Genomic DNA, 26,506 nt, shown 5'->3' with positions numbered 1-26,506 from the left:
GTCGTCACCGACAGAGGAGTCTTCGTGTTTCCAGGAAATTTTGTCCAGTCCACGCCGGACAAGCCCGCCGTCATTCGCCCTGCGACGGGTGAGTCCATCACCTATCGGGAACTCGACGAACGGTCGACGCAGTTGGCGCGATACTTCCGAAGTGTCGGTGCCAAGCCTGGGGACCACGTCGCTCTCATCTCGAACAACGATCTCCGGGCGTTCGAGGTGTACTGGGCAGCGTTGAGATCCGGCCTCTACATCACCGCGGTGAACTGGCATCTCACGGCTTCGGAGGCTGCCTACATCGTCGACGACTGCGAGGCGACAATTCTGGTGGCGTCGGGGCAGGCGTCCGCAGCAGTTCCGTTGGACGAGAAGCTGATTCCACGCGTGCGGCACCGATTGGTGTACGGCGGCGCCCTCGAGGGCTTCGACGACTACGAAGACGCGGTCGATGCGCAGTCCACTGCTCCACTCGACTCGCAGCCGCGTGGGGCTGACATGCTGTATTCGTCGGGAACGACCGGCAGGCCGAAGGGGATCAAAGGAGATCTCCCGGAGGGTGAGGTGAACACCACCATGGATCCGTACACCGCGGTGTTCGCACCGATGTACGGGTTCGATTCCGACACAGTCTATTTGTGCCCGGCTCCGGTCTATCACGCGGCGCCCCTGCGTTTTTGCGGCGTGATCAATTCGGTCGGCGGAACCGTGATCTTGATGGATGCATTCGAAGCCGAAACCGCGCTGGAGTTGATCGGTAAATACGCTGTGACGCACAGTCAGTGGGTACCGACGATGTTCGTTCGAATGTTGAAACTTCCGAAGGAGACCCGTGATCGTTACGACGTCTCGACGGTGAAGGTCGCCATTCACGCTGCTGCTCCCTGCCCGCCCGAAGTGAAGACGGCAATGATCGACTGGTGGGGGCCGGTGATCTACGAGTACTACGCCTCGACCGAGGGTTCGGGCGCTACCTTCATCAACAGTGAGCAGGCCTTGTCGCATCCGGGTTCCGTCGGGCGTGACGGAGTGATGGGGATCGTGCACATCTGTGACGACGCCGGGCGCGATCTTCCGGTCGGCGAGATCGGTACCGTGTTCTGGGAGCGGGAGACTTTGCCGTTCCGGTACCACAATGATCCCGAGAAAACGGCTGCCGCGCAGCATCCGGATCATCCGACGTGGACGACGAGTGGAGATATCGGCTATATCGACTCCGAGCGTTTCCTTTATCTGACCGACCGCGCCGCGTTCACGATTATCTCCGGTGGTGTGAATATCTACCCACAGGAGTCCGAGAACATCCTTACTTTGCACCCGAAGGTGTTCGACGTGGCGGTCATCGGTGTTCCCGACGAAGAAATGGGTGAGCAGGTCAAGGCGGTTGTCCAACTAGCGGAGGGAATCGAGCCTGGTGCCCATGTCGCCGAGGAATTGCTGGAATACGTTCGCAGTCAGGTCGCACATTTCAAAGCTCCGAGAAGCATTGACTTTGCCGACGAATTGCCTAGGACCGCTACAGGAAAGCTCGTCAAGCACAAGTTGCGGTCTCAATATGTGAGCAATTGATGCTCTAGTGAAATGCTAGGACATCAGAGTAATTCTGCGAGATAGTCGGCAAGGACCTGCGCGTGACCGTATGGCAGGTCCTTGCTTGCTGTCAGTAGAACAACGGGTCGAGCATCCGAGGCCGGTGCGAGGCGTACTGCAGGTTTTCGCGTTTGAGGCCGCGTGGCCGGAGTCGGTCTACGCGGAGTCGGACGGCGTTACATTCGGAAGCCGGTTCGTAAACTCGCTCGACGGTGATTATTCGGCGCGTCATTCTGATGCCTTTACGTCTTTCGGCCGTTTCAAATAGTGGAATAGTCCGCCATTCCGGTGTGATCGGCCTCACAGTAGGCTTCTTCAGGGATGTCCAAACATACTGTTCGGACTCGATTCAGATGGAGAAAGTGCGTCGTCGGTTTCCCTACGCCGCGTTAACTCTGGCTACTATCAGTCACCATTCACCCAAAAGCGGGTCATCTTCCGCTCATCACATGCTGGTTGCCGCTCGTCGCAGCAGGCGAACCACCAACCGCAGAAGGTAATGGAAAATGGAAACATCGAAGAGCGCACAAGTGCGTCCGTCGGTCGGCGTCCCTCGAGAATCGAGTGATGGTGAGCGTCGGGTCGCATTGGTGCCGAAAATTGTGTCCGCTTTGATCGGCAAGGGTGTCGACGTGGTCGTCGAGTCCGGGGCCGGTCTCGGGGCGTTGATTCCCGACGAGTTGTACACCGCTGCCGGCGCGAAGATCGGCGATCCGTGGACTGCTGACGTGGTGGTCAAGGTTGCGCCTCCGTCGACAGAAGAGATCGCCCGGATCAGTACCGGCGCGAAGCTCATCGGTTTCCTGAATCCGCGTAATGCGGACAACCGCATCGCCGAGTTGAAGGCCGCCGGCATCGAGGGATACGCCGTGGAGGCGATTCCTCGTATCTCCCGCGCGCAGGTGATGGACGCGTTGTCCTCGCAGGCGAACGTGTCCGGGTACAAGGCTGTTCTGTTGGCAGCATCGGAGTCGACGCGGTTCTTCCCGATGCTCACCACCGCTGCGGGCACGGTGAAGCCTGCGACGGTTCTGGTCCTCGGAGTGGGTGTGGCAGGTCTGCAGGCGCTGGCGACAGCCAAGCGTCTCGGTGGCCGCGCTACCGGGTACGACGTGCGTCCTGAGGTCGCCGACCAGGTGCGTTCGGTGGGTGCACAGTGGCTCGACCTCGGAATCGATGCGGCGGGCGAGGGTGGATACGCCCGCGAGTTGACCGACGACGAGCGAGCGAAGCAGCAGCAGGCACTCGAAGATGCGATCAAGGGCTTCGACGTTGTGATCACCACTGCTCTGGTTCCGGGTCGTCCGGCGCCGCGCCTGGTGACCGCTGCCGCGGTCGAAGGCATGAAGCCGGGCAGTGTGGTGGTCGACCTCGCGGGTGAAACCGGTGGTAACTGCGAGCTGACCGAGCCGGGTCAAACCGTCGTCAAGCACGGCGTGACCATTTGCTCTCCGCTGAATTTGCCGGCGTCCATGCCGGAGCATGCGTCCGAGTTGTACTCGAAGAACATTTCCGCGCTGATCGAACTCATGTTGGTGGAAGGTGCCTTGGCGCCTGATTTCTCCGACGAGGTTCTGGCCGGTGCGTGCGTCACCCGTGAAGAGAAGGGCGCCTGATGTACACATCACTTCTGGCGAACATCGCGATCCTGGTGTTGTCCGGGTTCGTCGGTTTCGCTGTGATCTCCAAAGTTCCGAACACCCTGCACACCCCGTTGATGTCCGGTACGAACGCCATCCACGGCATCGTCGTCCTGGGTGCGTTGGTCGTCCTGGGCAAGGTGCACGATCCCTCGATCGGGTTGCAGATCATCTTGTTCGTCGCGCTCGTCTTCGGAACCGTGAACGTTGTCGGTGGTTTTGTGGTCACGGACCGCATGTTGGCGATGTTCAAGGCCAAGCCGGCCGCCAAGTCTGTGTCGAAGGATGGTGACCAGTAATGGAATACCTGGTCAATTCGCTCTACATTGTCGCGTTCTCGATGTTCATCTACGGCCTCATGGGTCTTACCGGCCCGAAGACCGCAGTCCGCGGCAACCAGATCGCCGCGGTCGGCATGCTCATCGCCGTCGTTGCAACTCTGATCTCCATTCGTGATGCGGAGATGGGGAACTGGATCCTCATCGCTGCCGGCCTTGTCATCGGTGTCGTGCTCGGCGTTCCGCCGGCGCTCCGGACGAAGATGACGGCCATGCCGCAGTTGGTGGCACTGTTCAACGGTGTCGGCGGCGGTACGGTCGCGTTGATCGCGTACGCGGAGTTCCTGGACTCGGACGGTTTCACCGCATTCCAGCACGGCGAATCGCCGACGGTACACATCGTCATCGCGTCGCTCTTTGCCGCGGTGATCGGATCGATCTCCTTCTGGGGCAGTGTGATCGCGTTCCTGAAGCTGCAGGAAACTCTGCCTGGTCGTCCGATCGGAATCGGCAAGCTCCAGCAGCCGCTCAATGCTCTGCTGCTCATTGCCGCCGTCGCGTTCTCGGTGATCATCGGTATCAAGGCGATCTCACCGGAAGGCCCGACCAGCTCACTGTGGATCGTCGGCGTGCTCGTGCTCTCGGGCATCCTCGGACTGATGGTCGTGCTGCCCATCGGCGGCGCGGACATGCCCGTCGTCATCTCGCTGCTCAACGCTCTGACCGGTTTGTCAGCTGCTGCTGCAGGTTTGGCGCTCAACAACCAGGCGATGATCGTCGCCGGCATGATCGTCGGTGCTTCGGGCACCATCTTGACCAACCTCATGGCCAAGGCCATGAACCGGTCCATCCCGGCCATCGTTGCCGGCGGCTTCGGTGGTGGTGGCGGTGAAGCCGCATCCTCCGACGGCGTCGTGCGCACGGCAAAGGCGACCTCGGCCGCCGACGCGGCTATCCAGATGGCCTACGCCAACCAGGTCATCGTCGTACCCGGATACGGACTTGCCGTCGCGCAGGCTCAGCACGCGGTCAAGGACATGGCGAAATTGCTCGAGTCGAAGGGTGTCGAGGTCAAGTACGCCATTCACCCGGTCGCCGGCCGTATGCCTGGTCACATGAACGTTCTTCTCGCAGAGGCGGATGTCTCGTACGACGCGATGAAGGAAATGGACGACATCAACGACGAGTTCTCTCGTACCGATGTCACCTTGGTGATCGGTGCGAACGACGTCACCAACCCGGCGGCGCGCAACGATCCGAGCTCACCGATTCACGGAATGCCGATCCTCAACGTCGACCAGTCGAAGTCCGTCATCGTGCTCAAGCGCTCGATGAACTCCGGTTTCGCCGGTATCGAGAACCCGCTCTTCTTCGCCGAGGGCACCTCGATGCTCTTCGGTGACGCCAAGAAGTCGGTCTCCGAAGTAACCGAGGAACTCAAGGCGCTCTAGCGCTGGTACTCGGAAGGGGCGTCCACTCGCAGCTGCGAGTGGACGCCTTTTTTCGTGGCCGTGTGTTGCAAAGATGTCGTGTGTTGCAACGACTTCTTGCGCTGAAACGACTTCTTGTGCTGAAACGACAAAGGCGCCTGGTCCGAGACGAAACTCGGAACAGGCGCCTCTGGCGACGTTTTACGGAACCTCGGGGGTTTCGGGGTCGGAAGAGAAGCCGGAAAGTAGTTCGATCAACTTCTGGATCAGTTCGAGCGGGTTCAGATCTTCGAGGCTCACGGTAAAGACTCCTTCGCTGTGGAACTACTTGATTCGGACATTTCAGAACATACGTCATGTCCAACCGTGGCGGGAGAGCTATCGGCGAAAATCTCTGAATCCCAAAGATTTAGGACTAAAGTCGGATGCTCCGGTGCCTGGAGAACGCGATGGCTGCCGTATCTGGGCGCAGCTCTTCACGTTTCGCGGCGATGGGCGATCGTGCCATCAAAATGGCTGCGGCACAGGCCCATACCAGGGTGATCAGAATGCCAGCTATCACTCCGAAAAGGCCGCTCAGCTCGGCGGCGAGCGCGCTGGCACCGATCGCAGCAACTCCGACGAATCCGAGCCCGGCGACCACCGGACGCCACTGCGGGGCGGAGATCAAGATCGCCGAGCAGTACAGCGCGGTCGCCGCTGCGACGTGACCGCTCGGCAATAGGTCCTGGGGAACATCGGGGAGCCAGGAACCGAATGCCGCGTTGGTGAGATTGGCGCCCATTCCGAGGAGCAGGATCGCGCCGATGCCGTATGGCAGTCCGCGGACCATCGAGACGACGGCCAGAGCGGTAGTGGCTGCGAGTACGGCGGTGACGTCGAATCGGCCTACCGTCCACTCGGCAAGTGCGCGCACCTGTTCCGGGACGCTCAAACCGGGCGAGGTGGGTCGCACGAAATACAAGACGCCCAGCGCTACGACGGCGATCGCGGCAAGGACGAGGAAGCGAGTGGTTGTGGAGGGAGCGGGGTGCTGGGTGGAGGTCGAGACGGTCACGAGTACCAGCATCCCTGTTGAGTCTGTGCCGATCGTGAGGATCAGCTGTGAGGTCTGTAGGCGGTCGGAGAATCGCGCCGAACGACACCCGCACAACCCGCTGCGACCAGGACACATGCAAACGGGATCAACATTGCTGTGGTGAGAGGCACAAGCTTGGTGACCCAGCCGATGGTTGCCGGACCGGCGAGGAATCCGATGTATCCCATGCCGACGACGCGAGACATGTTGGTGCCGGCCGAACCTGAGCCCAGATTTCCGGCCGTGGTGAAGATCTGCGGAATGCATCCCGACAGGCCGGCGCCGAACAGGGCCCAACCGAGCAACGTCAGTGGTAGCCAGCCGGATACCACGACGGTCAGCATTCCGACGGACGACAGCAACGCACCGTAGCGAACCACCGCCACCGGGCCTACCGCCGCGCTGATCCGATCCGCGGTGAACCGGCCGACGGTCATCATGGCGGAGAATGCGCCGAACGACAGTGCAGCAACGGCATTCGAAACACCGAGATCCTCCTTGACCTGCAGCGCGCTCCAGTCGTTTGCCACTCCCTCGGCCAGCATCAGAACAAAGGCGAGGGTTCCGAGGGCAAGTACGCGAGCCGAGAATCTGCCGTGTGTCTTTCCGGTTGTCGACGCAGTTTCGGCAGGAACGTCGACGCGAGGGAGCAGGGGGCGCGAGCACAACCAGACTGCCAGCAAGCCGATTGCCGACGCGATGCTGAGCGTGACATACGGCGGAAGATCCAGTGCGAGAGTGCCGAATCCGATGACGGACCCCAATACGCCACCGACCGAGAACATGCCGTGAAACGCCGCCATGATCGGGCGCCGGTACAGCTGTTCGGCCTCGACGGCCTGCGAGTTCATCGACACGTCCAACGCGCCGTTCGCAAAGCCGAACACGACAAGTGCAGCGCCCAGTTGCCAGGTGTTCGTGGCAAACCCCGGGCCGAGAGTGGCGAATGCCAGCCCGCTACCCGCCAGGACGACCATGCGTCTGCTGCCGTATCGATCTGCGAGCGGGCCGCTCAACTGCATGCCGGCGATGGCTCCGACTGCAAGAAGGAGAAGAAGTGAGCCGAGCGTCGAGTGACTGATCCCCACTCGGTGTTCGATGGACGGGATGTGGACGACCCACATCGCGAGGAGAAATCCGTTGATACCGAAAATGCCGAAGATGCCGGCGCGGGCGCGCACCAGGGCGGAGGTGGGGACTGCGCGGTCGGTGGGGTTGACGCTCACTCGTTCCTTTCTACAGGTGAGTCAGCAACAGGTCCGGGTTCGCGAGCATCTCTGCGACAAATGAGAGGAATCTCGCGGCATGCTCACCGGTCAGCACGCGGTGGTCGAACGTCAACGTCAGTGTCACGACGCTCCGCACTTCGATCTTGCGCTCGATCACCCACGGACGCTCGCTCACCGAGCCCAGACAGAGAATGACGGCTTCTCCCGGATTGAGAAGCGGAATGCCGCCGTCGACGCCGAAGACTCCGACATTGGTGATCGTGACGGTGCCACCCGTCAGGTGACGGACGTCCGTCTTTCCCTCACGGGCAGCAACGGTCAGTTCGGTCACCGCGCGTGCGAGTTGGACCAGGCTCAGTGTCTCGGCGCTCTTGATGTTGGGCACGGACAGTCCACGTTCGGAGGCGACGGCGATGCCGAGATTCACGTCATCGTCGACGGCGGCGTCGCCGCGGGCCTCGTCCCAATGCGCGTTCACCATCGGGTGCGAGGCGATGGCGGCCACCATTGCCTTGGCAGCGAGTGTCAGCGGAGTGAGAGACAGTCCGGTGAACGCCTCCGAGGAACGGAGCCTGCCGAGCAGTTCCATCGAAGGCGTGACATCGGCGGTGAGGAAGACGCTGGCCTGCGGAGCGCGGGTGCTGGCAACCATCGCCGACGCCATCTGTTTTCGTATGCCGGACGAGGCCAGGCGTGTCGCGTTATCCGAAGGCGACTGCACGGTAAGCGCGTCTGCGACGTCAGCCGCGGTGACGGCACCGTCGAATCCGCTGCCGGTGATTTCGCTCAAATCGATGCCGGCTTCGCGGGCCGCGCGCCGCGCCGCGGGGGTTGCGGGCCGACGCTCGGTGCTCGCCGCGGATTGCGAGTACGGCGTGATCCTGCTCCGTCGGCGGCTCGGTCTCTCGGTCGCGGGTCCGTATCCGACCAGCACGCTCGGAGACTGTGAATCACTTGGAGTCGGTGAATCTGCAGGCTCCTCGATACGGATGATCGGAGTACCCACCGGAACGGTAGTGCCGGGTTCGACGAGGAGTTCTCTGACAACGCCGACGTAGGGCGACGGCAGTTCGACAAGAGCTTTGGCTGTCTCTACCTGGGCGAGAACTTGATTGAGTGCCACCGTGTCGCCGACGCCGACCGTCCACTCGACCAGATCGGCGGAAGTCAGGCCCTCGCCGAGATCCGGTAACCGGAATTCGTGCCCTGTACTCATGCTGCCAGCGTTCGGTCGAGCGCCGCGAGGATCCGGTCAGCGTCCGGAAGGTGAAAACGCTCGAGCTTGGCGGGCGGGTAGGGGATGTCGAATCCGGTGACCCGCAGGATCGGTGACTCCAGCTGATAGAAGCAGTGTTCCGCGACGTGTGCTGCGATTTCGGCGCCGACGCCGAGAAACTTCTGCGCCTCATGGACGATGACAAGCCGGCCTGTCTTGTTCACCGACGCCTCGATCGTGTCGAAGTCGACGGGGGAGAGTGAACGCAGATCCACGACCTCCAGATCGTGGCCTTCTTCTTCGGCGATCCGCGCGGCGTCGAGTGCGGTGGTGACCATGGATCCGTACGCAACCACTGTCGCGTCGTCTCCAGGGCGGGCGACGCGGGCACGGTGGAGCGGAAGCTCGGGCGCGGCATCGGTATTCACGTCGGCGGTGTCCCAGTAGCGCCGTTTGGGTTCGAGGAATATCACCGGGTCGTCGCCGGCAATGGATTGGCGGATCATGTGAAAACCGTCGATCGGATTGCTCGGGTACACCACCCGCAGTCCCGCGGTGTGAGCGAAGTACGCTTCGGGCGACTCCGAATGATGTTCCACCGCACCGATTCCGCCGCCACTGGGAATCCGAATCGTCAGTGGCGCAGAGGCAGCGCCTCGGGTGCGGTACTGGATCTTGGCCACCTGCGAGACGATCTGATCGAAAGCCGGGTAGACAAACCCGTCGAATTGAATTTCGCAGACAGGCCGATATCCGCGCAAGGCAAGACCGAAAGCTGTTCCCACGATCCCTGATTCGGCGAGGGGCATGTCGATCACCCGGGTGTCGCCGAAGTCCTTCTGCAGGGCGTCGGTAACCCGGAATACGCCGCCGAGACGGCCGACGTCCTCGCCCATGATGACAACGCGACGATCGTCTTCGAGTGCGCGTCGAAGGCCGGTGTTGAGCGCGGTCACCAGATTCATGACGGTCATGACGAAGCCCCTTCCAGGCTACGGAGATACGCGCGATGCTCTTCGCGTTCAGCGTCGATCAGTGGGTGTGCCTCGGCGTAGACGTGATCGAAGAGCGCTGACGGGGGCGGATCGGCGAGCGCGATGGTTGCGCGTCGCAGTCCAGCGGCGACGTCGTCGGCGGCTGCCGCGATGGTGCTGAGTTCGTTTTCTCCGAGAAGATCGCGACGGCCGAGGAGCAGACGCATTCGCTCGAGCGGATCGCGGCTTTTCCACTCCGACATATCCGTATCGGTGCGGTACCTGCTCGGATCGTCGGAGGTCGTGTGCGGGCCCATCCGGCAGGTGATCGCCTCGATGAACGTCGGGCCGCTGCCTTCGCGTGCGCGATTGAGCGCCGAGCGCGTCACGGCGAGCACGGCAAGGACGTCGTTACCGTCGACGCGGATCGCCGGAATACCGTAACCGATCGCCCGATGCGAGATGGGTGTACGGGACTGCAGGGATACCGGTTCACTGATGGCCCACTGGTTGTTCTGGCAGAAGAAGACAACGCCGACACGGAAACTGGCGGCAAATCCCATCGCCTCGGCGATGTCACCCTGACTTGTTGCGCCGTCACCGAAGTAGGCGATCGTTGCGATCTCGGCGCCGTCCAGGTGGGCGCCGAGTGCGTATCCGGTGGCGTGCAGACCTTGGGAGCCGACGACGATCGCCGGGTTGGTGACGTTGAATTGTTCTGGATCCCAACCGGAATGGGAGATTCCGCGCCACATGGTGGTCAGCAATTCGGGGGGAACTCCGCGGCAGTACGCGACGGCATGTTCGCGATAGCTGGTGAAGGCGAAGTCGCCTGGGGCGAGCGCTCTCGCGGAACCGACCTGCGCGGCTTCCTGACCGAGCATCGGAGCCCACAACCCGATTTCGCCTTGACGCTGCAGGGCAACAGCTTCGGTGTCGATGCGGCGACTCACGACGAGATCGCGATACAACGACAGCAGTTCGTCAGGCCCGATGTCCGTTATCAGGCGGTCGAATTCGGGACGGCACACCCGTGCGCCGTTCGGTTGGATGAGTTGGACCGGATAATCGAGGTTGTCGACCATCTTCGCTCACCTCGGTTTCTGCTCATGCCCGGCGCGCCTCGTGAGTACGCCGCACAATCCCGATGTGTTGTATGCAGTTGTCGCTCTACCATCAGGATCCCCCTGATTGGGAAATTCGCAAGTATTTTCACTGCCGTATCAAGACCTGAGCTGCGAACTGACGAGTAACAAACGTGTCGGTACGGCCAACCGATCGGACTTCAACCGCTAGCATCGGTGCGGTGACTGCAGTCGGTTTGAACGAAGAAGCTGTTTCCGCGTGGATCGCCGAACTGGGGGTCGGCGCCACGACACCACTGACTTTCGAGAGGATCGGTAACGGGCAATCGAACCTGACCTACTCCGTGACGGATGCGGGCGGAGGACGGTGGGTACTGCGCAGACCTCCACTGGGAACATTGTTGGCTTCCGCGCACGACGTCGTTCGCGAGCACCGCATCCTGTCCTCGCTCCAGGGAACCAAAGTGCCGGTTCCGAAGATCCTCGGCATCACGGAAGATCCGGAGATCACGGACGCTCCGCTGGTCCTCATGAGCTACATCGACGGCGTTGTGATCGACGGCGTTCCGGTGGCTCAGAAGTTGACCGAGGACGAGCGTCGCGCGGTCGGCTTGGCGATGCCCAAAACCCTCGCCAGCATCCACGGAGTTGACCTGGAAGAGACCGGGCTGGACGACCTGGCCAGCCGCAAGCCCTTTGCCGAGCGTCAGCTCAAGCGGTGGTCGGCGCAGTGGGAGAAGTCGAGGACCCGCGATGTTCCGGATGTCGACCGATTGGCCGAGATTCTGCACCGAAACATTCCGGAACAGAACGAAGTGACGTTGGTTCACGGCGACTTCCACCTCAACAACGTCATCACCGATCCGGCCGAGGGGCGCATCGTTGCCGTCGTCGACTGGGAGCTGTGCACGTTGGGGGAGCCGCTCGCGGATCTCGGTGCGCTACTCGCGTACTGGCCGGAAGCCGGTGACAAGGTTGCCGGTCCGTTCATGGCGTCCACGCTGGAAGGCTTCCCGAACCGTGACGAGCTGGTCGCTGCCTACGTCGAGGCGACTGGCCGCGACGTGTCAGCGGTCGGATACTGGCACGTACTCGCTCTGTGGAAGCTCTCGATCATCGCAGAGGGCGTGCTGCGACGCATTCTCGACGATCCGCGCAACAAGGCCGAGCACGGCGGCCCGACGGTCGCGCTGATCGACGGAATCGTTGCACGCGCCGTCTTGACGGCAGATCAGCTCGGCCTGAGCTAGTTTTCGGTCAAGATCCCGGCTGCCGATCTGATGGCCGCCGGGATCTCCACCGGCTTACGGGTGTCGGCGTCGACGTAGACGTGGACAAAGCGGCCGGTGGCAGCGGGTTCCCAATTGCCACCGTCGACCTCGTGGAATATCGCCAGGGCGTAGACGATGCTCTTGGTGCCCAGCTTCTCGACGGAGATACCCACCTGCAACTGCTCGGGGAACGACAGCTCGCTCAGGTACCGGCACGACGTCTCGGCGACGACGCCGATGGCAGGCAGGGTGCGGATGTCGGTTCCAGTGGAAGACATCAGCCAGGCGTTGACCGCGGTGTCGAAGTACGAGTAGTAGGTCACGTTGTTGACGTGGCCGTAGTGATCGTTGTCGTCCCACCGCGTCGGGACGGGCCAGAGAACGGGAAACTCGCTGATCGACGGGGGCGTCTGCGCTGTGCTCACGGCTTCGACTGTAGTGAGGACTGTCGCGCGAGTGAGGGCAGGGTGGTGCCCTGTAGGACTGCACGCACGATCAGCCCCACCAACAGTGCCCAGAATGCCGAACCGATTCCCAGGATACTGACCCCGGATGCGGCGATCAGAAACGTGACCACGGCGCCTTCACGTTCACTCGCCTCGCTCAGCGCCGACGTGAGGGCGCCGGCAAGCGTTGCCAGGAGCGCCAGTCCGGCAACAGTTTCCACGACTCCGGCCGGTGCGGCGGCTACCAGAGCGGCCACCGCGGCCGCGCCGGCAGCGAGAACGAGATACGCCCAGCCTGCGGTGAAGGCAGCGATCCATCGACGTTTGGGATCCGGATGTGCGGTGGGGGCGGCGGCCAGGGCTGCGCTGATCGCCGCGAGGTTGATCGCATGGCCACCGGCCGGTGCGCCGACGATGGTGCCGATACCCGTCACGATCATCGACGGTCGCCAGGGAACGGTGTATCCGAACGAATTCATCACGGCCACACCGGGAATGTTCTGCGAAGCCATCGTGACGATGTAGAGGGGAATCGCAATGCCGATCATTGCCTGCCAGGTCCACGACGGCGCGGTGAGATCGATGCGGGGAATCATGGCGCCGGCGTCGAGCACTCGATCCGACGTGACGAGGCTGATCCCGATCACGACCGCTGCGGTGAGGAACGCGAGCGGAACCGCCCATCGCTTGGAGAAGCGCTGCGCGGCAAGCCAAACCAGGATGACGGGCGCGACCGCTGCCGGTGCGTCCCGGACGGCGATGATCGGCGCCAGGCACAACGGCATCAGAACCCCGGCGAGCATCGCCTGCGCGAGGGGCGTCGGGATTGCCGAGATGATCCTTCCGAGCGTCGGCCACAGTCCGGTCAGCACGATCGCGATTCCGACGACGATGAATGCTCCGACCGCCGCCGGCCACCCACCCTCGACCGCTCCGGCGCCGGCGAGCAGAGCGGCACCGGGCGTCGACCAGGCCAGGGTGATCGGCATCCGATACCGGCGTGAGAGCCAGAGCATTCCCAACGCTTGGGTCACACACAGAACCAGCAGTCCGGACGCCGCCTCGGTTGCGTCCGCACCGACAGCCGCGAGGCCGGTGAGCACCACCGCGAACGAACTGGTGAAGCCGACGAGGGCCGTGACGATGCCTGCGCTCATCGGTTGCGAGTTGCTGCGAACGGCTTCCGGTTCGGTGGTATCTGTGGAGTCCGACATGGTCAGTGATTCTGCCCGACCCGCCCCAGACCCGATTTACCTGTCCGGTCGGATGGGTGAGGTGACCGCTTTGCCGTAGATGAGGTGCGTTTGGGCGTGCCAGACCTCGGGATGTGCGGCGAGGTGGTCGATCAATACTCGCTGTAGATGAGCACTGTCACGGACCGCGACGTGGAGGAAGAAGTCCTCGGGCCCCGAGACGTTGAAGAGCGCAAGCGTTTCCGGCAGTGCTAGGGCGTCGGCGGTGAACCGGTCGACGAGGTCGCGGCGGTGTGGTCGCAGTTGAACGGCGATGATCGCCTGCATCGACCGGCCAACGGCTGCCGGATCGACAACCGCGTGGATACCGCTGATCGTTCCGTTGGCACGTAGGCGTCGTACGCGCTCGTGGCACGAGGACGTCGCCAAGCCGACTCGATCGGCCAACACCTTGTTGGTGATCGACGCGTCGTTCTGCAATTCGGCCAAAATCTTCCAGTCCACCGGATCCAGAGGCTCATTCTTCGTCATTTGCCGAACTATATCCGGAGTCGTTTTGAACTTCCCGGATCCAGTTGCACACTCCTGGCATGAACATGTGTCTCGAATCAGCTCGGGTGTGAGGTATTTCGGATGAGTGTCGGTCAATGGCTCGCTTTCGGCTCCCTGCTATCCATCGTCCTGTTCACGCCGGGACCGGATTTTGTCCTGATCCTGCGTCATTCTCTGGCAGATCGTCGGACCGGCGCGGTGGTGGCCGCCGGTGTGATTTCCGGGCTCTTCGTTCACACCGCTGCCGCGTCACTTGGTCTCTCCGCACTTGTGGCAACACGGCCGCAGTTGCTCTCCGCGCTCACATACGCCGGGGCGGCATATCTGACCTGGCTCGGCATCTCCGCGATTCGAAGTGCTTTCAAAGCCCGAGCCTCGGACGAGGGAATTCCGGCAGCGAAAGAACCGATCGCGGTCACCACGGCATTTCGCTACGGCTTCCTCTCGAACCTGCTGAATCCGAAGGCGCTGTTGTTCTTTCTCGGGCTACTCCCGCAATTCATCGAGCCGGGTGAAGGCGCAGGGCTGCGGACGTTGATGTTGGCGGGCGCGACGGTGGTCGCCGCGGCACTGTGGTGGGCGATCGTGGTGGTGTTGGCGGCCGGAGCCGGCAAGAAGCTGCGTCGTCCTGGCGTCGGCAAGCGAATCGACGTGGTGACGGGAGTGTTGTTGGTGGGTCTCGGTGCCTTCTTCGGGGTTGCATGAGTGGTCGTGTCAGGATGGGTTCATGACACTTCCCGTGCTGATCGACGTCGAAGAACTGTCCGCTCTCATCGAGGCCGGCGCTGCGCCGCGATTGCTCGATGTCCGATGGGCGCTGGGTGATTCGAACGGCGAGCAGCATTTTCGCGACGGCCATATTCCCGGTGCGGTATTCGTGAACCTCGACGAGGAACTTGCCTCGCCGCCGTCGCCGGGCAAGGGAAGGCATCCGCTGCCGAGTCTCGAAGACCTGCAGGCCGCGGCGCGTCGTTGGGGAATCGACGACGGTGATTCGGTGGTGCTTTACGACGCCACCGGCAACACGGCCTCTGCTCGTGGTTGGTGGCTGCTGCGGTGGGCCGGACTCTCGGATGTCCGACTGCTCGACGGCGGGCTGCAGGCCTGGGAGTCCGCAGGACTGCCGTTGGCGGCCGGTATCGGCGAGTCCGTCAGCCCGGGCGACGTGACTTTCACCGGCGGCAACATGCCGACTGTCGACATCGACGGTGTCGGCAACTGGACGAGCGAGGGCGGTGTCCTTCTCGACGCCCGAGCCGGGGAGCGGTACCGCGGCGAGGTCGAGCCGATGGATCCCGTCGCAGGGCACATCCCCGGTGCGGTGAGCGCGCCGACCGCGGAGAACATCACCGGCGACGGGCGATTCCTGGATACGACCCACCTGCGTGAGCGATTCGCCGGACTGGGCGTCGGAGACAAGGTGGCGGTGTACTGCGGATCCGGAGTGACTGCAGCGCACGAGATCGCGGCGCTCGCGATCGCTGGTTACGACGCGACGCTGTTCCCGGGCTCGTGGTCACAGTGGTCCAACGACAGCACTCGCGCCGTCGACACCGGAGCCTGAGTCAGCTCTTGGTGCGATCGATGAATGACGGCACGAGAAACCACAGCGCCGTGAACATGATCGCGGCGCACGCTGCCAAAACCTTTGCGGCAACTCCGCCGACGGCGACCTCGGCGATCAACAGGACCGTGCCGGTCATGGAGGCGGCCAGAAAGGCTATGCCGCACAGGGCGAATCGGTTGGCCACGGGCAATATGTTCTCGCGGTGCCCACGGCGGAAAAGCATGCGATGCCAGACCGCGGGTGCCATCAGGAACCCGAACGAGATGGCAACAAGGATCACCGTCACCAAGTGGATGCCGCGGATGTACGCCGACGCTTCCTCGTAGCGTTCGGTGAATGCCACGGCCAGCAAGAAGGCAAACAGGATCTGAACACCAGAGAGCGCGACGCGCAGTTCTTGCAACAACTCGTTGAAGTTCCGCGCGAGTTGTTGAGGTGGAGTCTCCCCGGTCTCGTTCACGGCGACGTGGTTCCTACGCCCGTGAGTATTCCGACGCTCGCTGGATCTGCTCCGCGCTCGGACGCACGCCGGTGTAGAGCACGAACTGTTCGGCGGCCTGAAGGGCAATGACCGACGCTCCTGTGATCGCCGTTTTGCCGAGTTCGGTCGCCAACGCGATCAGTGGCGTCTTCGCGGGCATCGCGACGACGTCGAAGACGACATCGGCTGCGCGCACTGCGTGCTCGGGGAACGACAGTGCATCTGCTTCTGCGCCGCCGGACATACCGATCGGGGTGGCGTTGATCAGCACACCTGGACGAAGCTCACCGAGTTCGGCCTGCCAGTCGAAGCCGTACTGCTTCGCAAGCGATGACCCCACTTGCTGGTTGCGGGCGATCACGGTGACGTCGGTGAATCCGGTGTCGCGCACCGCGGCGACGACTGCTTTTGCCATGCCACCGCTGCCGGCGACAGCGACGGACAGGCTCGTGTCGACGTTGTTGTCACGCAGTAGATCGGCCACCGCCTGATAGTCGGTGTTGTAGGCGTGCAGCACTCCGGACTCGTTGACGATCGTGTTGACGGAGTCGATGGCGCTGGCCGAATCATGCATGACGTCGATGTGCTCGATGACCTGTTCCTTGAACGGCATCGACACCCCACAGCCTCGAATCCCGAGTGCTCGTATGCCTGCGATCGCGGCTGGCACGTCTTCGGTGGTGAAGGCTTTGTAGACGAAGTTCAAGCCCAATTCTTCGTAGAGGTAATTGTGAAATCTGGTGCCGATGTTGCTCGGTCGCCCGGAGAGCGACATGCACAGGAGCGTGTCCTTGTTGAGGTCGACGGTCATCGTTCCCACTCTAATCGCGAGTTCGGAGTAGTTCTTGATGGAGGAGTGCACCCATCCGGATGGCCCGCAGCGCCGAATGTCGGGTATCCGATCGAAGCACCACTCGCACCGACAGAGCCGAGACGACATGGTCACACAGAACATCGACGAGCACCCGAGCACCGAATCTCGTCCACCGCGTCGTAGATGGGCTGCTCACGCGATCTCCGGGGTCTTGGCCGCGGCTGTCGTCCTGGGCGTCGGTGAACTGGTTGCGTTGCCGATCAACCCGGACGCGTCGCCCTTCTACGCGGTAGGTGCGACTACCGTCGACCGAACGCCGGCGTGGGCTCGCGAGTTCGCGATCGATACTTTCGGTACCAATGACAAGCCGGCGCTGTTCATCGGAATGTCGATCTTGATCGTTCTGCTCGGTGCGGTGGCCGGGCTCCTGGAACGGCGACGCCGCCCGATCGGCAGCGTCATTCTCGTTCTTCTGGGCGCGGTTGGTGTGTATGCGGCGATGCAGCGCCCGACTGCCGATGCGATGTACGTGTTCCCGACGCTGGTCGGTGTGGTGGCGGGCGTCGCAACCTTGCGGTTGCTGATCACACAACTCGAAGTGCCGCTCTCGCCGGGCGTCGCCGACTCGTGGTTGCCTCGTCGTCAGTTCCTTCTGCTGGCAGGTGCGGCGTTGGCAGTGGCTGCGGCAGCGGGTGCCGCCGGGAAGTTCGTGGGTCAGCGAATCGCCGGAGCAGTAGCGAATCGTGAAGACTTTGTCGTGCCCACCGCCGCTGACCCGGCGCCGCCGATTCCGGCGGGTGCGGATATCGCAATTGCGGGTGCGTCGACGTACATCACGCCCAACGACGACTTCTACCGAATCGACACGGCACTCCTCGTTCCGCAATTGACGACGGATTCGTGGGAACTGCGGATTCACGGAATGGTGGACCGCGAGATGACGTTGTCGTTCGACGATCTGGTGGCGCGAACGCCCATCGAGCGGGTCATCACGCTGACGTGTGTCTCGAACGAGGTGGGCGGCGTTCTGGCCGGGAACGCGAAGTGGATCGGTTATCCCATGAAGGACCTGCTCGACGAAGTCGGTGTCCATCCCGACGCCGACATGCTCCTCTCGACCAGCGTCGACGGCTTCACAGTCGGCACCCCGGTCGAGATAGTCACCGACGGCCGTGACGCGATTCTCGCCGTGGCGATGAACGGTGAGCCGTTGCCGTTCGAGCACGGTTATCCCGTTCGGCAGGTGGTTCCGGGGCTGTACGGTTTCGTGTCCGCCACCAAGTGGGTGACGGAGTGGGAGTTGACGCGTTTCGACAAGGTCGAGGCCTATTGGACCCAGCGCGGTTGGGGTGCGCAGGCACCGATCAAGACGTCGTCGCGTATCGAGGTGCCGGCAGCTTTGGCGCCGATCGAGCCGGGCCAGGTGCTGGTGGCGGGAACGGCCTGGGCTCAGCATCGCGGGATCGAGAAGGTCGAGGTTCGCGTCGACAACGGTGAATGGCAACCGGCGACGCTGGCTCAGGAGTACTCGATCGACACGTGGCGTCAATGGTCGTGGATGTGGGATGCAGGCTCAGGTTTGCACACCGTGCAGGTCAGAGCGACGGATTTGGACGGGAACGTTCAGGTGGAAGAGCGCACTCCGCCGATCCCCGGTGGAGCCACGGGATGGCACACCAGGTCGTTCACCGTGAAGTGACAGGAAAATCCGAATGGGGTTCGGTATACAGGCGGACGACTCGCTGAGCCATCCATCCGGCGATCAGGGTTCGCAGGCCGAAGTCGAAGGTGTCGTCGGTTCGCAGTGGGGTCGTAGCCTCGCGCGTGATCTCGCTCGGGTTGGAGGATTGAGTCCACGCGACATCCGGCGTCGAGAGTTTCACGACGGATCCGAGAACCAGACTGTCCAGCGTGGAGATTGCGTGACGAGTGTCGGTCGAATCGAAACCCCCGTCCGAAAATGCTTGAACCAGTGCAGTATCGATAGCAAAAGTTACCTCTGTGCGGACACTTCGTGTCATGAGCAGCGGGATGAGGCGCCAGTGCTCGACCGCAGCTCGGCGATAGGCCCACCCCCACGCGCTGATCCGTTCGCTCCACCCTGCCGGTGGGTGGGGGACAGAGATCGACGACATCACGCGGATGCGCATGAGTTCGACGATCTCGGATCGACCCGAAATATGTGTGTAGAGCGAAGACGGAGTCACGTTCAATTGCTTGGCGATCCCGGGCATGGTGAAGTCGCCGGTTGCGTCGACAGCATCCAGAGCCGCGTCGGTGATGTTTCGCGTGGACAGTATCGGCTGGGTGGGACGCGGCATCGATTCTCCTGGTGAGGGATTCGTCAGCAATCTCGGACTTCATCGAGTGATGACAACTCCTTGATTTCGGGAGCCGATATGCATCATACTAACCGAACCCTATTCGGTATGTCGGCGGAATCTTCCGGCGATCGGTACACGTCGGAGGAACATTCAATATGTCTGTCGTATGGCTGACCGGTGCAACGATCATCGACGGGACAGGCGCCGACCCGTTCGAGAACTGCGCTGTTGCTGTGGAAAACGGGCGGATCAGTGCACTCGGTGGCACGCCACCTGCGGGGGCGGAGGTGTTGGACTGCACCGGGCTGACAATCACGCCCGGCCTCATCGACGCGCACGTTCATCTCGGTGGATCGAGCGATCTCGCACCGAGTCTGCGGCGTCAGATCTCGGTAGCCGAGCTCGCTGCAGACATGTTCGCGACCTGCGCATCGACCCTCGACGGGGGATTCACCACTGTTCGTGACTGCGGCGGAATCGACGGTGGACTCGCCGGAGTTGTCGCCTCGGGCAAGATTCCGGGTCCGCGGATCATTCAGTGCGGCCCGATCCAGTGCCAGACCGGTGGACACGGGCACCTGGCGGCCGAATGGGAGCCGACTTCGGACTGGTCCGATCATGACATCCCCGGATTACGGTGTATGTCTCTGCTTTCCGACGGTCCGCACGAAATGCGAAAGAACGTTCGCGAGACGTTCCGCAGGGGTGCGGACTTCCTCAAACTGTGTGTTACCGGGGGAGTGGTATCCACTCATGACAAGCTCACCGATACCCAGTTCACGGTCGACGAGATCGAAGTTGCCGTCGAGGAAGCCAATGCGCGCGGTACCTATGTCACGGTGCATGCTCACAACAACGAGGGAATCCGTAACGCTGTCACTGCCGGGGCAAAATGCGTCGAGCACGGCTCCGATATCGACGACGAGACCGCCAAGTTGATGGCCGAGCACGACGTCGCGTTGGTGCCGACGTTGGCTGTGGTGCAGGCGCTCTCGGACAGCGCGGCGTCAGCAGGTCTACCCGAATCGATTTCGGCTCGGATCGGCCAGATGATGCAGGGTCAGATCGACGGGCTTCTTGCTGCTCGAAATGCCGGCGTCAGAGTGGGCTTGGGATCGGACCTCATCGGTACCGATCAAACGGGCCGGGGAATGGAGCTAGTCCTGCGCGCCAAGGTCGAAACCCCGATGGACGCATTGGTTTCCGCTACCCGGATCAACGCCGACATTCTCGGTATCGCCGACGAGGTCGGCACCATCGAAGTCGGCAAGTTCGCCGACCTCGTTGCATTCCGCGGCAATCCGTTGACGGATCCGTCCATCTTCGCCGATCGTGAGCGCATCGCACTCGTCATTCAGAGCGGTCGAGTGGTGAAGGACGGCCGGTAGCTCAACAGCGAGTGGCGAGTTCTGTCAACGCCGAGTGATCCGCCCGGCTGACCGGTAAGCCGTAGGAAATCGCGACGGTCAAGTACTTGCCGGCGTAGAAGCATCGGTATGCAGGATTGGGCGGCAACCACTCACTGGGCGTGCTGTCGCCTTTCGACTGGTTGTCGGGGCCGTTGACGGCCAACAGGTTCAGTGACGTGTCGTTCGCGAACCTCATCCGAAGCGCGGGCGTCCAGGAGTTCGCGCCGAAGTCCCAAGCCGCGGCGAGTGGGAAGACGTGGTCGATCTGGACGGACTTGGCCTGGCTGCGTTCGAATTCGATGCGATTACCGGAGTACGGGTCGGTCATCGCGCCCGACAGTACGACGCAGTCACGTGTTCCCGGTTTGAACACCACGTCCGAGAGATCTTGGGCCAGAACGTTGTTGCGGGTATCGCACCCGTCGTGGCCACCTGGAGCGTCCTGGTCGTCGGACCACGCGGGGCCGAAGACGCAGGCCTCGCCGTTACCGCAGCCGCGCTGGTATCCACCCGGATGTGGTCGGGTGTCGACAATCGCTGTCCGGGACAGCAACTCTTCCAGTTCCGATCGCGTGGGGCTGCCAGGGGCCGACTCGAGACGCTCGTCTCCGAACCATCCGCAGGACGCGACGAGACATACGAGCGCGAGCGTCGACAGGATCGCAGATAACCGTGCAACCACCTGTGCCCCCGCCCGTCGTAGACGGTGATTGAACCATCGTGGGCCGACAGGAATCAGCCGAACTCGATCACCACTTTGCCGGCGGCATGGCCGTCTTCGACTGCAGCGAGCGCTTCCCCAGCGCGGGAGAATGGGTACCGCCCGGACACGGACGGGTCGAGGATCCCGTCGGCCACGAGCGCCGCGACCTCCGTGAATACTGCTGTAGTTCTTCGGCGTTCGACACCACCGCCGCCGAGTCGGCTCGCAGCCAGAGGATCGGCGATGCTCAGGATCGGTGCGTCCGGTCGGGCGAGCTCAGCGCCGCGAGTGAGAGTGTCCCCGCCGACCAGGTCGAAAACCGCGTCCACTCCGACTGGGGACAACGCGGACACGTCGTCTGCGAAGCCGTCCCCCGACGCAACCCAACGTGCTCCCGCTTCCTCGATCGCGGTTCTCTTGGACTCGCTCGCGACACCGATCACGTTGATACTCCGCGCCAGTGCAAGCGCGATCGTGCTGCGACCAACGCCGCCGCCGGCGCCGAGCAGCAGGAGTGTCGCCCCGGGTTTCAGACCGAGATCGTGGAGTGCGTCGTAGGCCGTTCCTGCCGCAACCGTCAGCACTGCGGCATCGGCCCAGGACACGGTAGGCGGCTTGTGTGCTGTCGAGGAGACGTTGAGCAATGTCGACGCGGCGTAGCCGCCGAAGCCGGTCGCGGTAGCGCCGAACACTTCGTCGCCGACCTCGAACTCGGTGACCCGCGGACCTACTCCGATGACAACACCGGACACTTCGCGGCCCAGAACCGCAGGCAGCGTCACCGGGACAGTATCTTTTCGAGTACCCGCGCGAACTTTCCAGTCAGCGGGGTTGACGCCCGCCGCTCGGACCGACACCAGCAGTTGGCCGGCACCCGGTGGGGGCAAGGTGACGTCGAAGTAGGACTGTGTGTCGGGTCCGCCGTACTCGGTGAAGCCGTATGCCGTCGTCATGCCTGCCAGCCTATTGCCCGGTAGGCGGGAAGTGGTGTCGGTGGCACCTGATTGGATGGTCGGATGCTGCATGGACTCTGGTCACCGGGATCGGGGCTCAAACTGTGGGTCGACGGGCACGACAGTGCCGGGACCGACGATCCCCGTGATCCGGTCAGTGCTGTCCTGCATCGCAAGTTCCGTCATCGTGTGAATGTCGCTATGCCGCCCGTACCTGGCGGGCCTTTGCAGAGTGAGTACGCAGCTGTTGCGTTAGCGCCGCCGGACGCAGTCGATCTCCTGCTGCGGTTCAAGGCCGACGATCAGCGAATTGCGGGAGACCTGCACTTTCTCGTACATGTGGCGCGAGGAATAGACCGGTGGGTGCGCGCCGGACGGGTGGTCCCCGCACTGACGCGGGCTGAAGGAAGTTGGTGGCCACGCTGGCAGTTGTCGGTGGGGGAACGCCAGCGCGCCTGGATCGGCGAACTGGTAGTGGCGATGCCGCCGGTGCAGCGGGCGGTCGGTTCGCCGAGGGCGACGATCGAAGACATCACGAACGAACTCACGGACCCGATCGTCCGTCGTGCTCTCGGGGACTCGCATCCGGTGGTGCAGACCCCGCTGTGGCAGGCCGTGTTGTCCGGGGATGCTTTCGACGACGTGTCGGTACGAGCGGCCGAGGGACTCGCCGAATGGGGGTCGACGTTCACCGCCGGAGAGCCGGATCTGGTTCTGCGGCTGATCGAGCCTGAACTCGACGACAATTCCGATCCCGACGACGATGCGCTGTGGCGTCTGCACGTGTGTTTGCGTCCTGAAGGTGAAGCGCCCGAACGTGTTCGACTGCACCGGGCCGATCCCAAACGTATCCAGCTCGGCAGCCGCAAACTCGAAGAGGCAATCAAGGCTTACCCACGTTTTCGCGACGTGCCGCGCGACGAGGACAGTCTCGACCTGTTGCTGCCCACTCCTGTCGTGATGGACCTGGTCGGACACGGCGCGATAGTCCTGCGAGAGCGAGGGATCACGCTGCTGCTTCCGCGTGCCTGGAACGTGGTGTCTCCATCCCTGCGTGTGCGGGTGACCTCGGCGGCGTCTCCGATCGTTGCGGAGAATCGTACGGTCGGTATGGACCAATTGCTGGAATACGATTGGGAATTGGCGCTCGGAGACAAGGTACTCACCGCCGAGGAAATGACCCGACTGGTCGATGCGAAGTCCGATCTGGTCCAGTTGCGCGGCGAGTGGGTTCAGGCGGACAAAGACGTCCTGGCCCGCGCGGCTCGTTTTGTCAGTCAGCGGCATTCGAGCGGGGACCGAGCGATCGTCGATCTGATCAAGGACTTGATCGCCGACGACCTCAAAGACCTGCCGGTCGAGGAAGTGAAGGCAACCGGATGGGCCTCTGCACTGCTCGACCAGTCGGTGGCTCCGCGGCAGGTCGCGGTACCGTCGACGGTCAACGCGACTTTGCGTCCGTATCAACGACGCGGTCTCGACTGGTTGGCGTACATGAGTGCTCTCGGGCTCGGCGCCGTTCTGGCCGACGACATGGGTCTGGGTAAGACGCTGCAACTGTTGGCGTTACTTGCGCACGAGAAGTCCAAGACAGCAACCCTTTTGGTGTGCCCGATGTCGGTTGTGGGTAACTGGCAGCGTGAATCGGCGCGATTCGTGCCGAGCTTGCGCGTCTACGTTCATCACGGTTCGGATCGCGCTACCGGGGCGGAGTTGGAACAGGCAGTTCGTGAGAGTGACCTCGTGATCACCACCTACGCGCTCATGACCCGCGACGTCGCGGCCCTCAAGGATCTCGACTGGCGGCGCGTAGTGCTCGACGAGGCTCAACACATCAAGAACGCCAAGACATCTCAGGCCCGCGCTGCTCGCAGCATCCCCGCGGATCATCGCGTTGCTCTGACCGGAACGCCGGTGGAGAACCGACTGGACGAGCTGCGGTCAATCCTCGATTTTGCCAATCGCGGTGTACTCGGCTCGGAGCAGATGTTCCGCAAAAGGTTTGTCGTACCGATCGAGCGGGAAAAAGATCAGGTTGCCGTCTCGCGACTGCGAGCCGTCACGTCCCCCTTTGTGCTGCGGCGCGTGAAGACCGATCCCGCCGTGATCGCGGATCTCCCGGAGAAGTTGGAGATGACGGTTCGAGCGAATCTCAGCGAAGAGCAGGCCGCGTTGTACCGCGCCGTGGTGGACGAGATGATGGCGCAGATCAAGGGGACGGAAGGGATGAAGCGCAAGGGCGCCGTCCTGTCTGCGCTGACCAAACTCAAACAGGTGTGCAATCATCCCGCGCACTTCCTGCGCGACGGTTCGCCGGTGATGCGCCGCGGGCAACACCGTTCGGGAAAGCTCGGACTGGTCGAGGACATCGTCGAGTCGGTCATCGGCGACGACGAGAAGGTTCTGTTGTTCACACAGTTTCGTGAGTTCGGCGAATTGGTGGTGCCGTACCTGGCCGACCGGTTCACCACCGAAGTTCCGTTTCTCCACGGCGGAGTGTCGAAAGCCGGGCGCGACGCCATGGTCGAGGCATTCCAAGGTGAAGGCGGCCCGCCCATCATGGTGCTCTCGCTCAAGGCCGGCGGCACGGGTCTGAATCTCACGGCGGCCAACCATGTGGTTCACCTCGACAGATGGTGGAACCCGGCGGTAGAGAACCAGGCGACGGACCGTGTCTTCCGCATCGGTCAGAGAAAGAACGTTCAGGTACGCAAGATGGTGTGCGTCGGAACCTTGGAAGAGCGAATCGACTCGATGATCGCGAGTAAAAGTGAACTCGCCGAACTTGCAGTCGGGACCGGTGAGAACTGGGTGACGGAGATGAGCGTCGAGCAATTGGACGAGTTGTTGCGACTCGGCGACGACGCGGTGGGCGAATGAGTCCGCGCGGCAAGGGCCCCGATTTCAGCGAGTACACCGGGTCCCGACGGCGAGCACCCGCGCCGGTCAAACCTCGTCCAGCGTTCGGGAGAACATTCTGGGGCAAGGCTTTTGTCCGCGTCGTCGAAGAGATCGGCGACAAACCTCGTGTCACGCGTGGGCGAACGTATGCGCGTTCGGGTCAGGTTTTGGCGCTCGACATCGAACCGGGAGTGGTGACGGCCGAGGTTCAGGGCAGCCAACTTCAACCTTTCGTTTCCACGCTGTCGATCGACACTCTTGATCAATCGGATATCGACGACATCATCACCAAGATCCGCCGAGTGCCGGGAAGCCTTGCCGCGCTGGTGTCCGGCACTGTCCCGGACATGCTTGCTGCCCAACTGATACCGGACGGCCCGTCGGCTTTCCGATTCGACTGCACCTGCCCCGATGTCGGCTGGCCGTGCAAACACGCTGCGGCCGTGGCGTTCTTGACCGCGGAGCGAATCGACACCGATCCGCTCAGGTTGCTGAGACTTCGCGGGGTCGACCTGGAGCAGTTGATCGGGGGAGTGGAAGACGAGTCGACTGTTTCGGTGGACGTCGAGAATTGGTTCGGAATCGCGGCTGCCCTTCCTGCGCTACCGAAGGTGCCTTTTCGCGCGGCGATCGACGATCTGGATATCAGGCGGTTGCGCGAGGCGGTTGCGGCATTGGGATTGGACATGGCTCAGCAGAACGTCGCCTTGGACGAAATACGGTCCATCTACCGACGGTTGGACGGTTGAAATCGGACAACTCCGGACTGGTGCTAGTTTCCTGTCGTAAATTCCAGTATCGTTAATTGGACCGGTCCGGTCGGGACCTGCCTGCGATTTCAGGTCGTTGTCGTCGGCGAATAGACGACTATTCATTTCTCGGAGGGACAGTCGCTGTGATGCCCGTTCATTTGCGCGACAGCGCAATACCCAAACACGAACAGTTGCGCACCATTCTCCTGCGCAAGTGCACCCAAGAACTCCAGCCTGGCGACTTGATGACCAGCGAGCGAAACCTGATGCAGGACTACGGCGTCAGTCGGATCACCGTTCGCGAGGCAATCGGGCAACTGGTCAATGACGGACACCTCGTTCGCGTGCGTGGCAAGGGAACCTTCGTTGCGCACCGTGCTGTCCAATCCAAGCTGCACCTTGCATCCTTCACCGAGGAAATGCGCGCCCAGGGGCATCACCCCACGACAGTGGTCCTGGTCAGCGAACAGGGGCCGGTCCCCGAAAACACTGCTGCCGCACTGAATATGCGACCGGGTTCCGACGGTTACCACGTCAAGCGCTTGCGCCTTGCCGACGGCGAGCCGGTGAGCGTGGACGACGGCTGGTTCAATCCCGAACTGTTGCCGGGTTTACTCGACATGGAC

The 26,506-nt window shown here is 62.6% G+C and carries 25 protein-coding genes; 12 read left to right on the top strand and 13 right to left on the bottom strand.

The annotated features are described in order from the left end of the window. The first annotated feature begins 24 nt into the window (after positions 1 to 24). The 4 genes from ACYP01_RS05145 to ACYP01_RS05130 all read left to right on the top strand — a co-directional run bounded on the left by ACYP01_RS05145 (position 25) and on the right by ACYP01_RS05130 (position 4,953). Entirely contained in the window at positions 25 to 1,563 is a 1,539-nt protein-coding gene (locus tag ACYP01_RS05145) for an AMP-binding protein (RefSeq protein WP_165639720.1), read from the top strand. 527 nt (positions 1,564 to 2,090) lie between these two features. After that, positions 2,091 to 3,200: a Re/Si-specific NAD(P)(+) transhydrogenase subunit alpha gene (locus ACYP01_RS05140; protein ID WP_003941381.1), complete on the top strand. Its 1,110-nt coding sequence runs from the start codon at positions 2,091 to 2,093 to the stop codon at positions 3,198 to 3,200. Further along, entirely contained in the window at positions 3,200 to 3,523 is a 324-nt protein-coding gene (locus ACYP01_RS05135) for an NAD(P) transhydrogenase subunit alpha part 2 (RefSeq protein ID WP_003941319.1), read from the top strand. Before ACYP01_RS05140 ends, ACYP01_RS05135 begins: the two co-directional genes overlap by 1 nt. Continuing rightward, a complete protein-coding gene (locus ACYP01_RS05130; RefSeq protein ID WP_218695621.1) occupies positions 3,523 to 4,953 on the top strand; it encodes an NAD(P)(+) transhydrogenase (Re/Si-specific) subunit beta in 1,431 nt (476 codons plus the stop codon). The genes ACYP01_RS05135 and ACYP01_RS05130 overlap by 1 nt, the downstream gene beginning before the upstream one ends. A gap of 394 nt (positions 4,954 to 5,347) precedes the next feature. Here ACYP01_RS05130 and ACYP01_RS05125 read toward each other — a convergent pair whose 3' ends face one another. Genes ACYP01_RS05125 through pdhA form a run of 5 tightly spaced genes read right to left on the bottom strand, consistent with a single transcriptional unit; the run spans position 5,348 to position 10,514 of the window. Next, positions 5,348 to 6,001 carry a hypothetical protein gene (locus ACYP01_RS05125; RefSeq protein ID WP_007726101.1) on the bottom strand — a complete coding sequence of 218 codons (654 nt, stop codon included), beginning with the start codon at positions 5,999 to 6,001 and terminating at the stop codon, positions 5,348 to 5,350. A 29-nt stretch (positions 6,002 to 6,030) separates the two neighbouring features. Beyond that, positions 6,031 to 7,236: an MFS transporter gene (locus ACYP01_RS05120; protein ID WP_064689480.1), complete on the bottom strand. Its 1,206-nt coding sequence runs from the start codon at positions 7,234 to 7,236 to the stop codon at positions 6,031 to 6,033. A 10-nt stretch (positions 7,237 to 7,246) separates the two neighbouring features. Further along, positions 7,247 to 8,455: a dihydrolipoamide acetyltransferase family protein gene (locus tag ACYP01_RS05115; RefSeq protein WP_459678828.1), complete on the bottom strand. Its 1,209-nt coding sequence runs from the start codon at positions 8,453 to 8,455 to the stop codon at positions 7,247 to 7,249. Further along, the gene (locus tag ACYP01_RS05110; protein WP_073512890.1) at positions 8,452 to 9,429 is read right to left on the bottom strand and encodes an alpha-ketoacid dehydrogenase subunit beta; all 978 of its coding nucleotides are present in this window, start codon (positions 9,427 to 9,429) and stop codon (positions 8,452 to 8,454) included. The genes ACYP01_RS05115 and ACYP01_RS05110 overlap by 4 nt, the downstream gene beginning before the upstream one ends. Next, positions 9,426 to 10,514 (bottom strand): pyruvate dehydrogenase (acetyl-transferring) E1 component subunit alpha, encoded by a 1,089-nt coding sequence (pdhA, locus tag ACYP01_RS05105; RefSeq protein ID WP_459678827.1) that lies wholly within the window; start codon positions 10,512 to 10,514, stop codon positions 9,426 to 9,428. The genes ACYP01_RS05110 and pdhA overlap by 4 nt, the downstream gene beginning before the upstream one ends. Before the next feature lie 221 nt (positions 10,515 to 10,735). Between pdhA and ACYP01_RS05100 the strand changes: the two genes are divergently transcribed. Further along, positions 10,736 to 11,764, top strand: a complete 1,029-nt coding sequence (locus tag ACYP01_RS05100; RefSeq protein WP_459678826.1) for a phosphotransferase family protein — start codon at positions 10,736 to 10,738, stop codon at positions 11,762 to 11,764. On the opposite strand, the gene ACYP01_RS05095 is transcribed toward ACYP01_RS05100, so the two are convergent. Genes ACYP01_RS05095 through ACYP01_RS05085 form a run of 3 tightly spaced genes read right to left on the bottom strand, consistent with a single transcriptional unit; the run spans position 11,761 to position 13,955 of the window. Continuing rightward, the gene (locus tag ACYP01_RS05095) at positions 11,761 to 12,210 is read right to left on the bottom strand and encodes an acyl-CoA thioesterase (protein WP_054826357.1); all 450 of its coding nucleotides are present in this window, start codon (positions 12,208 to 12,210) and stop codon (positions 11,761 to 11,763) included. The genes ACYP01_RS05100 and ACYP01_RS05095 overlap by 4 nt on opposite strands. After that, positions 12,207 to 13,445 carry a benzoate/H(+) symporter BenE family transporter gene (locus tag ACYP01_RS05090; RefSeq protein WP_116056446.1) on the bottom strand — a complete coding sequence of 413 codons (1,239 nt, stop codon included), beginning with the start codon at positions 13,443 to 13,445 and terminating at the stop codon, positions 12,207 to 12,209. The genes ACYP01_RS05095 and ACYP01_RS05090 overlap by 4 nt, the downstream gene beginning before the upstream one ends. 36 nt (positions 13,446 to 13,481) lie before the next feature. Next, positions 13,482 to 13,955: an Lrp/AsnC family transcriptional regulator gene (locus ACYP01_RS05085; RefSeq protein WP_003941284.1), complete on the bottom strand. Its 474-nt coding sequence runs from the start codon at positions 13,953 to 13,955 to the stop codon at positions 13,482 to 13,484. 102 nt (positions 13,956 to 14,057) lie between these two features. Here ACYP01_RS05085 and ACYP01_RS05080 point away from each other — a divergent pair, with 102 nt between their 5' ends. Continuing rightward, positions 14,058 to 14,681 carry a LysE family translocator gene (locus ACYP01_RS05080; RefSeq protein ID WP_003941342.1) on the top strand — a complete coding sequence of 208 codons (624 nt, stop codon included), beginning with the start codon at positions 14,058 to 14,060 and terminating at the stop codon, positions 14,679 to 14,681. 22 nt (positions 14,682 to 14,703) lie between these two features. Next, entirely contained in the window at positions 14,704 to 15,540 is an 837-nt protein-coding gene (locus ACYP01_RS05075; RefSeq protein ID WP_209922717.1) for a sulfurtransferase, read from the top strand. A 1-nt stretch (position 15,541) separates the two neighbouring features. Here the strand turns inward: ACYP01_RS05075 and ACYP01_RS05070 are convergent, their stop codons facing one another. Then, complete coding sequence (locus ACYP01_RS05070; protein WP_003941357.1) at positions 15,542 to 16,003, bottom strand: DUF6328 family protein; 462 nt, start codon at positions 16,001 to 16,003, stop codon at positions 15,542 to 15,544. 13 nt (positions 16,004 to 16,016) lie between these two features. Beyond that, on the bottom strand, positions 16,017 to 16,835 hold the full coding sequence (locus tag ACYP01_RS05065; RefSeq protein WP_042447990.1) for a shikimate 5-dehydrogenase: 819 nt from the start codon (positions 16,833 to 16,835) through the stop codon (positions 16,017 to 16,019). Positions 16,836 to 16,962: 127 nt separating this feature from the next. Here ACYP01_RS05065 and ACYP01_RS05060 point away from each other — a divergent pair, with 127 nt between their 5' ends. Next, positions 16,963 to 18,537 carry a molybdopterin-dependent oxidoreductase gene (locus ACYP01_RS05060; RefSeq protein WP_020908339.1) on the top strand — a complete coding sequence of 525 codons (1,575 nt, stop codon included), beginning with the start codon at positions 16,963 to 16,965 and terminating at the stop codon, positions 18,535 to 18,537. Here the strand turns inward: ACYP01_RS05060 and ACYP01_RS05055 are convergent. Continuing rightward, entirely contained in the window at positions 18,524 to 19,159 is a 636-nt protein-coding gene (locus ACYP01_RS05055; protein ID WP_459678824.1) for a TetR/AcrR family transcriptional regulator C-terminal domain-containing protein, read from the bottom strand. The two genes, ACYP01_RS05060 and ACYP01_RS05055, sit on opposite strands and share 14 nt — an antisense overlap. 158 nt (positions 19,160 to 19,317) lie before the next feature. Between ACYP01_RS05055 and ACYP01_RS05050 the strand changes: the two genes are divergently transcribed. Further along, positions 19,318 to 20,550, top strand: coding sequence for a metal-dependent hydrolase family protein (locus ACYP01_RS05050; RefSeq protein WP_459678822.1), 1,233 nt, complete (start codon positions 19,318 to 19,320; stop codon positions 20,548 to 20,550). A 1-nt stretch (position 20,551) separates the two neighbouring features. On the opposite strand, the gene ACYP01_RS05045 is transcribed toward ACYP01_RS05050, so the two are convergent. After that, positions 20,552 to 21,253, bottom strand: coding sequence for an HNH endonuclease family protein (locus ACYP01_RS05045; RefSeq protein ID WP_158170806.1), 702 nt, complete (start codon positions 21,251 to 21,253; stop codon positions 20,552 to 20,554). 53 nt (positions 21,254 to 21,306) lie between these two features. Continuing rightward, positions 21,307 to 22,227 (bottom strand): NADP-dependent oxidoreductase, encoded by a 921-nt coding sequence (locus ACYP01_RS05040; RefSeq protein WP_054827462.1) that lies wholly within the window; start codon positions 22,225 to 22,227, stop codon positions 21,307 to 21,309. Positions 22,228 to 22,290: 63 nt separating this feature from the next. On the opposite strand from ACYP01_RS05040, the gene ACYP01_RS05035 reads away from it, so the two are divergent. The 3 genes from ACYP01_RS05035 to ACYP01_RS05025 form a co-directional block, all read left to right on the top strand. Next, positions 22,291 to 25,107, top strand: a complete 2,817-nt coding sequence (locus ACYP01_RS05035) for a DEAD/DEAH box helicase (protein WP_256519480.1) — start codon at positions 22,291 to 22,293, stop codon at positions 25,105 to 25,107. After that, the gene (locus tag ACYP01_RS05030) at positions 25,104 to 25,877 is read left to right on the top strand and encodes an SWIM zinc finger family protein (RefSeq protein ID WP_081558094.1); all 774 of its coding nucleotides are present in this window, start codon (positions 25,104 to 25,106) and stop codon (positions 25,875 to 25,877) included. Before ACYP01_RS05035 ends, ACYP01_RS05030 begins: the two co-directional genes overlap by 4 nt. A 146-nt stretch (positions 25,878 to 26,023) precedes the next feature. Further along, a partial coding sequence (locus ACYP01_RS05025; protein WP_459678820.1) for a GntR family transcriptional regulator occupies positions 26,024 to 26,506 on the top strand: 483 nt, incomplete at its 3' end.

Source organism: Rhodococcus sp. no. 34 (assembly GCF_054589475.1).
The sequence above is the reverse complement of the archived record's forward strand: the minus strand, read 5'-3'. Positions and strand labels throughout refer to the sequence as shown.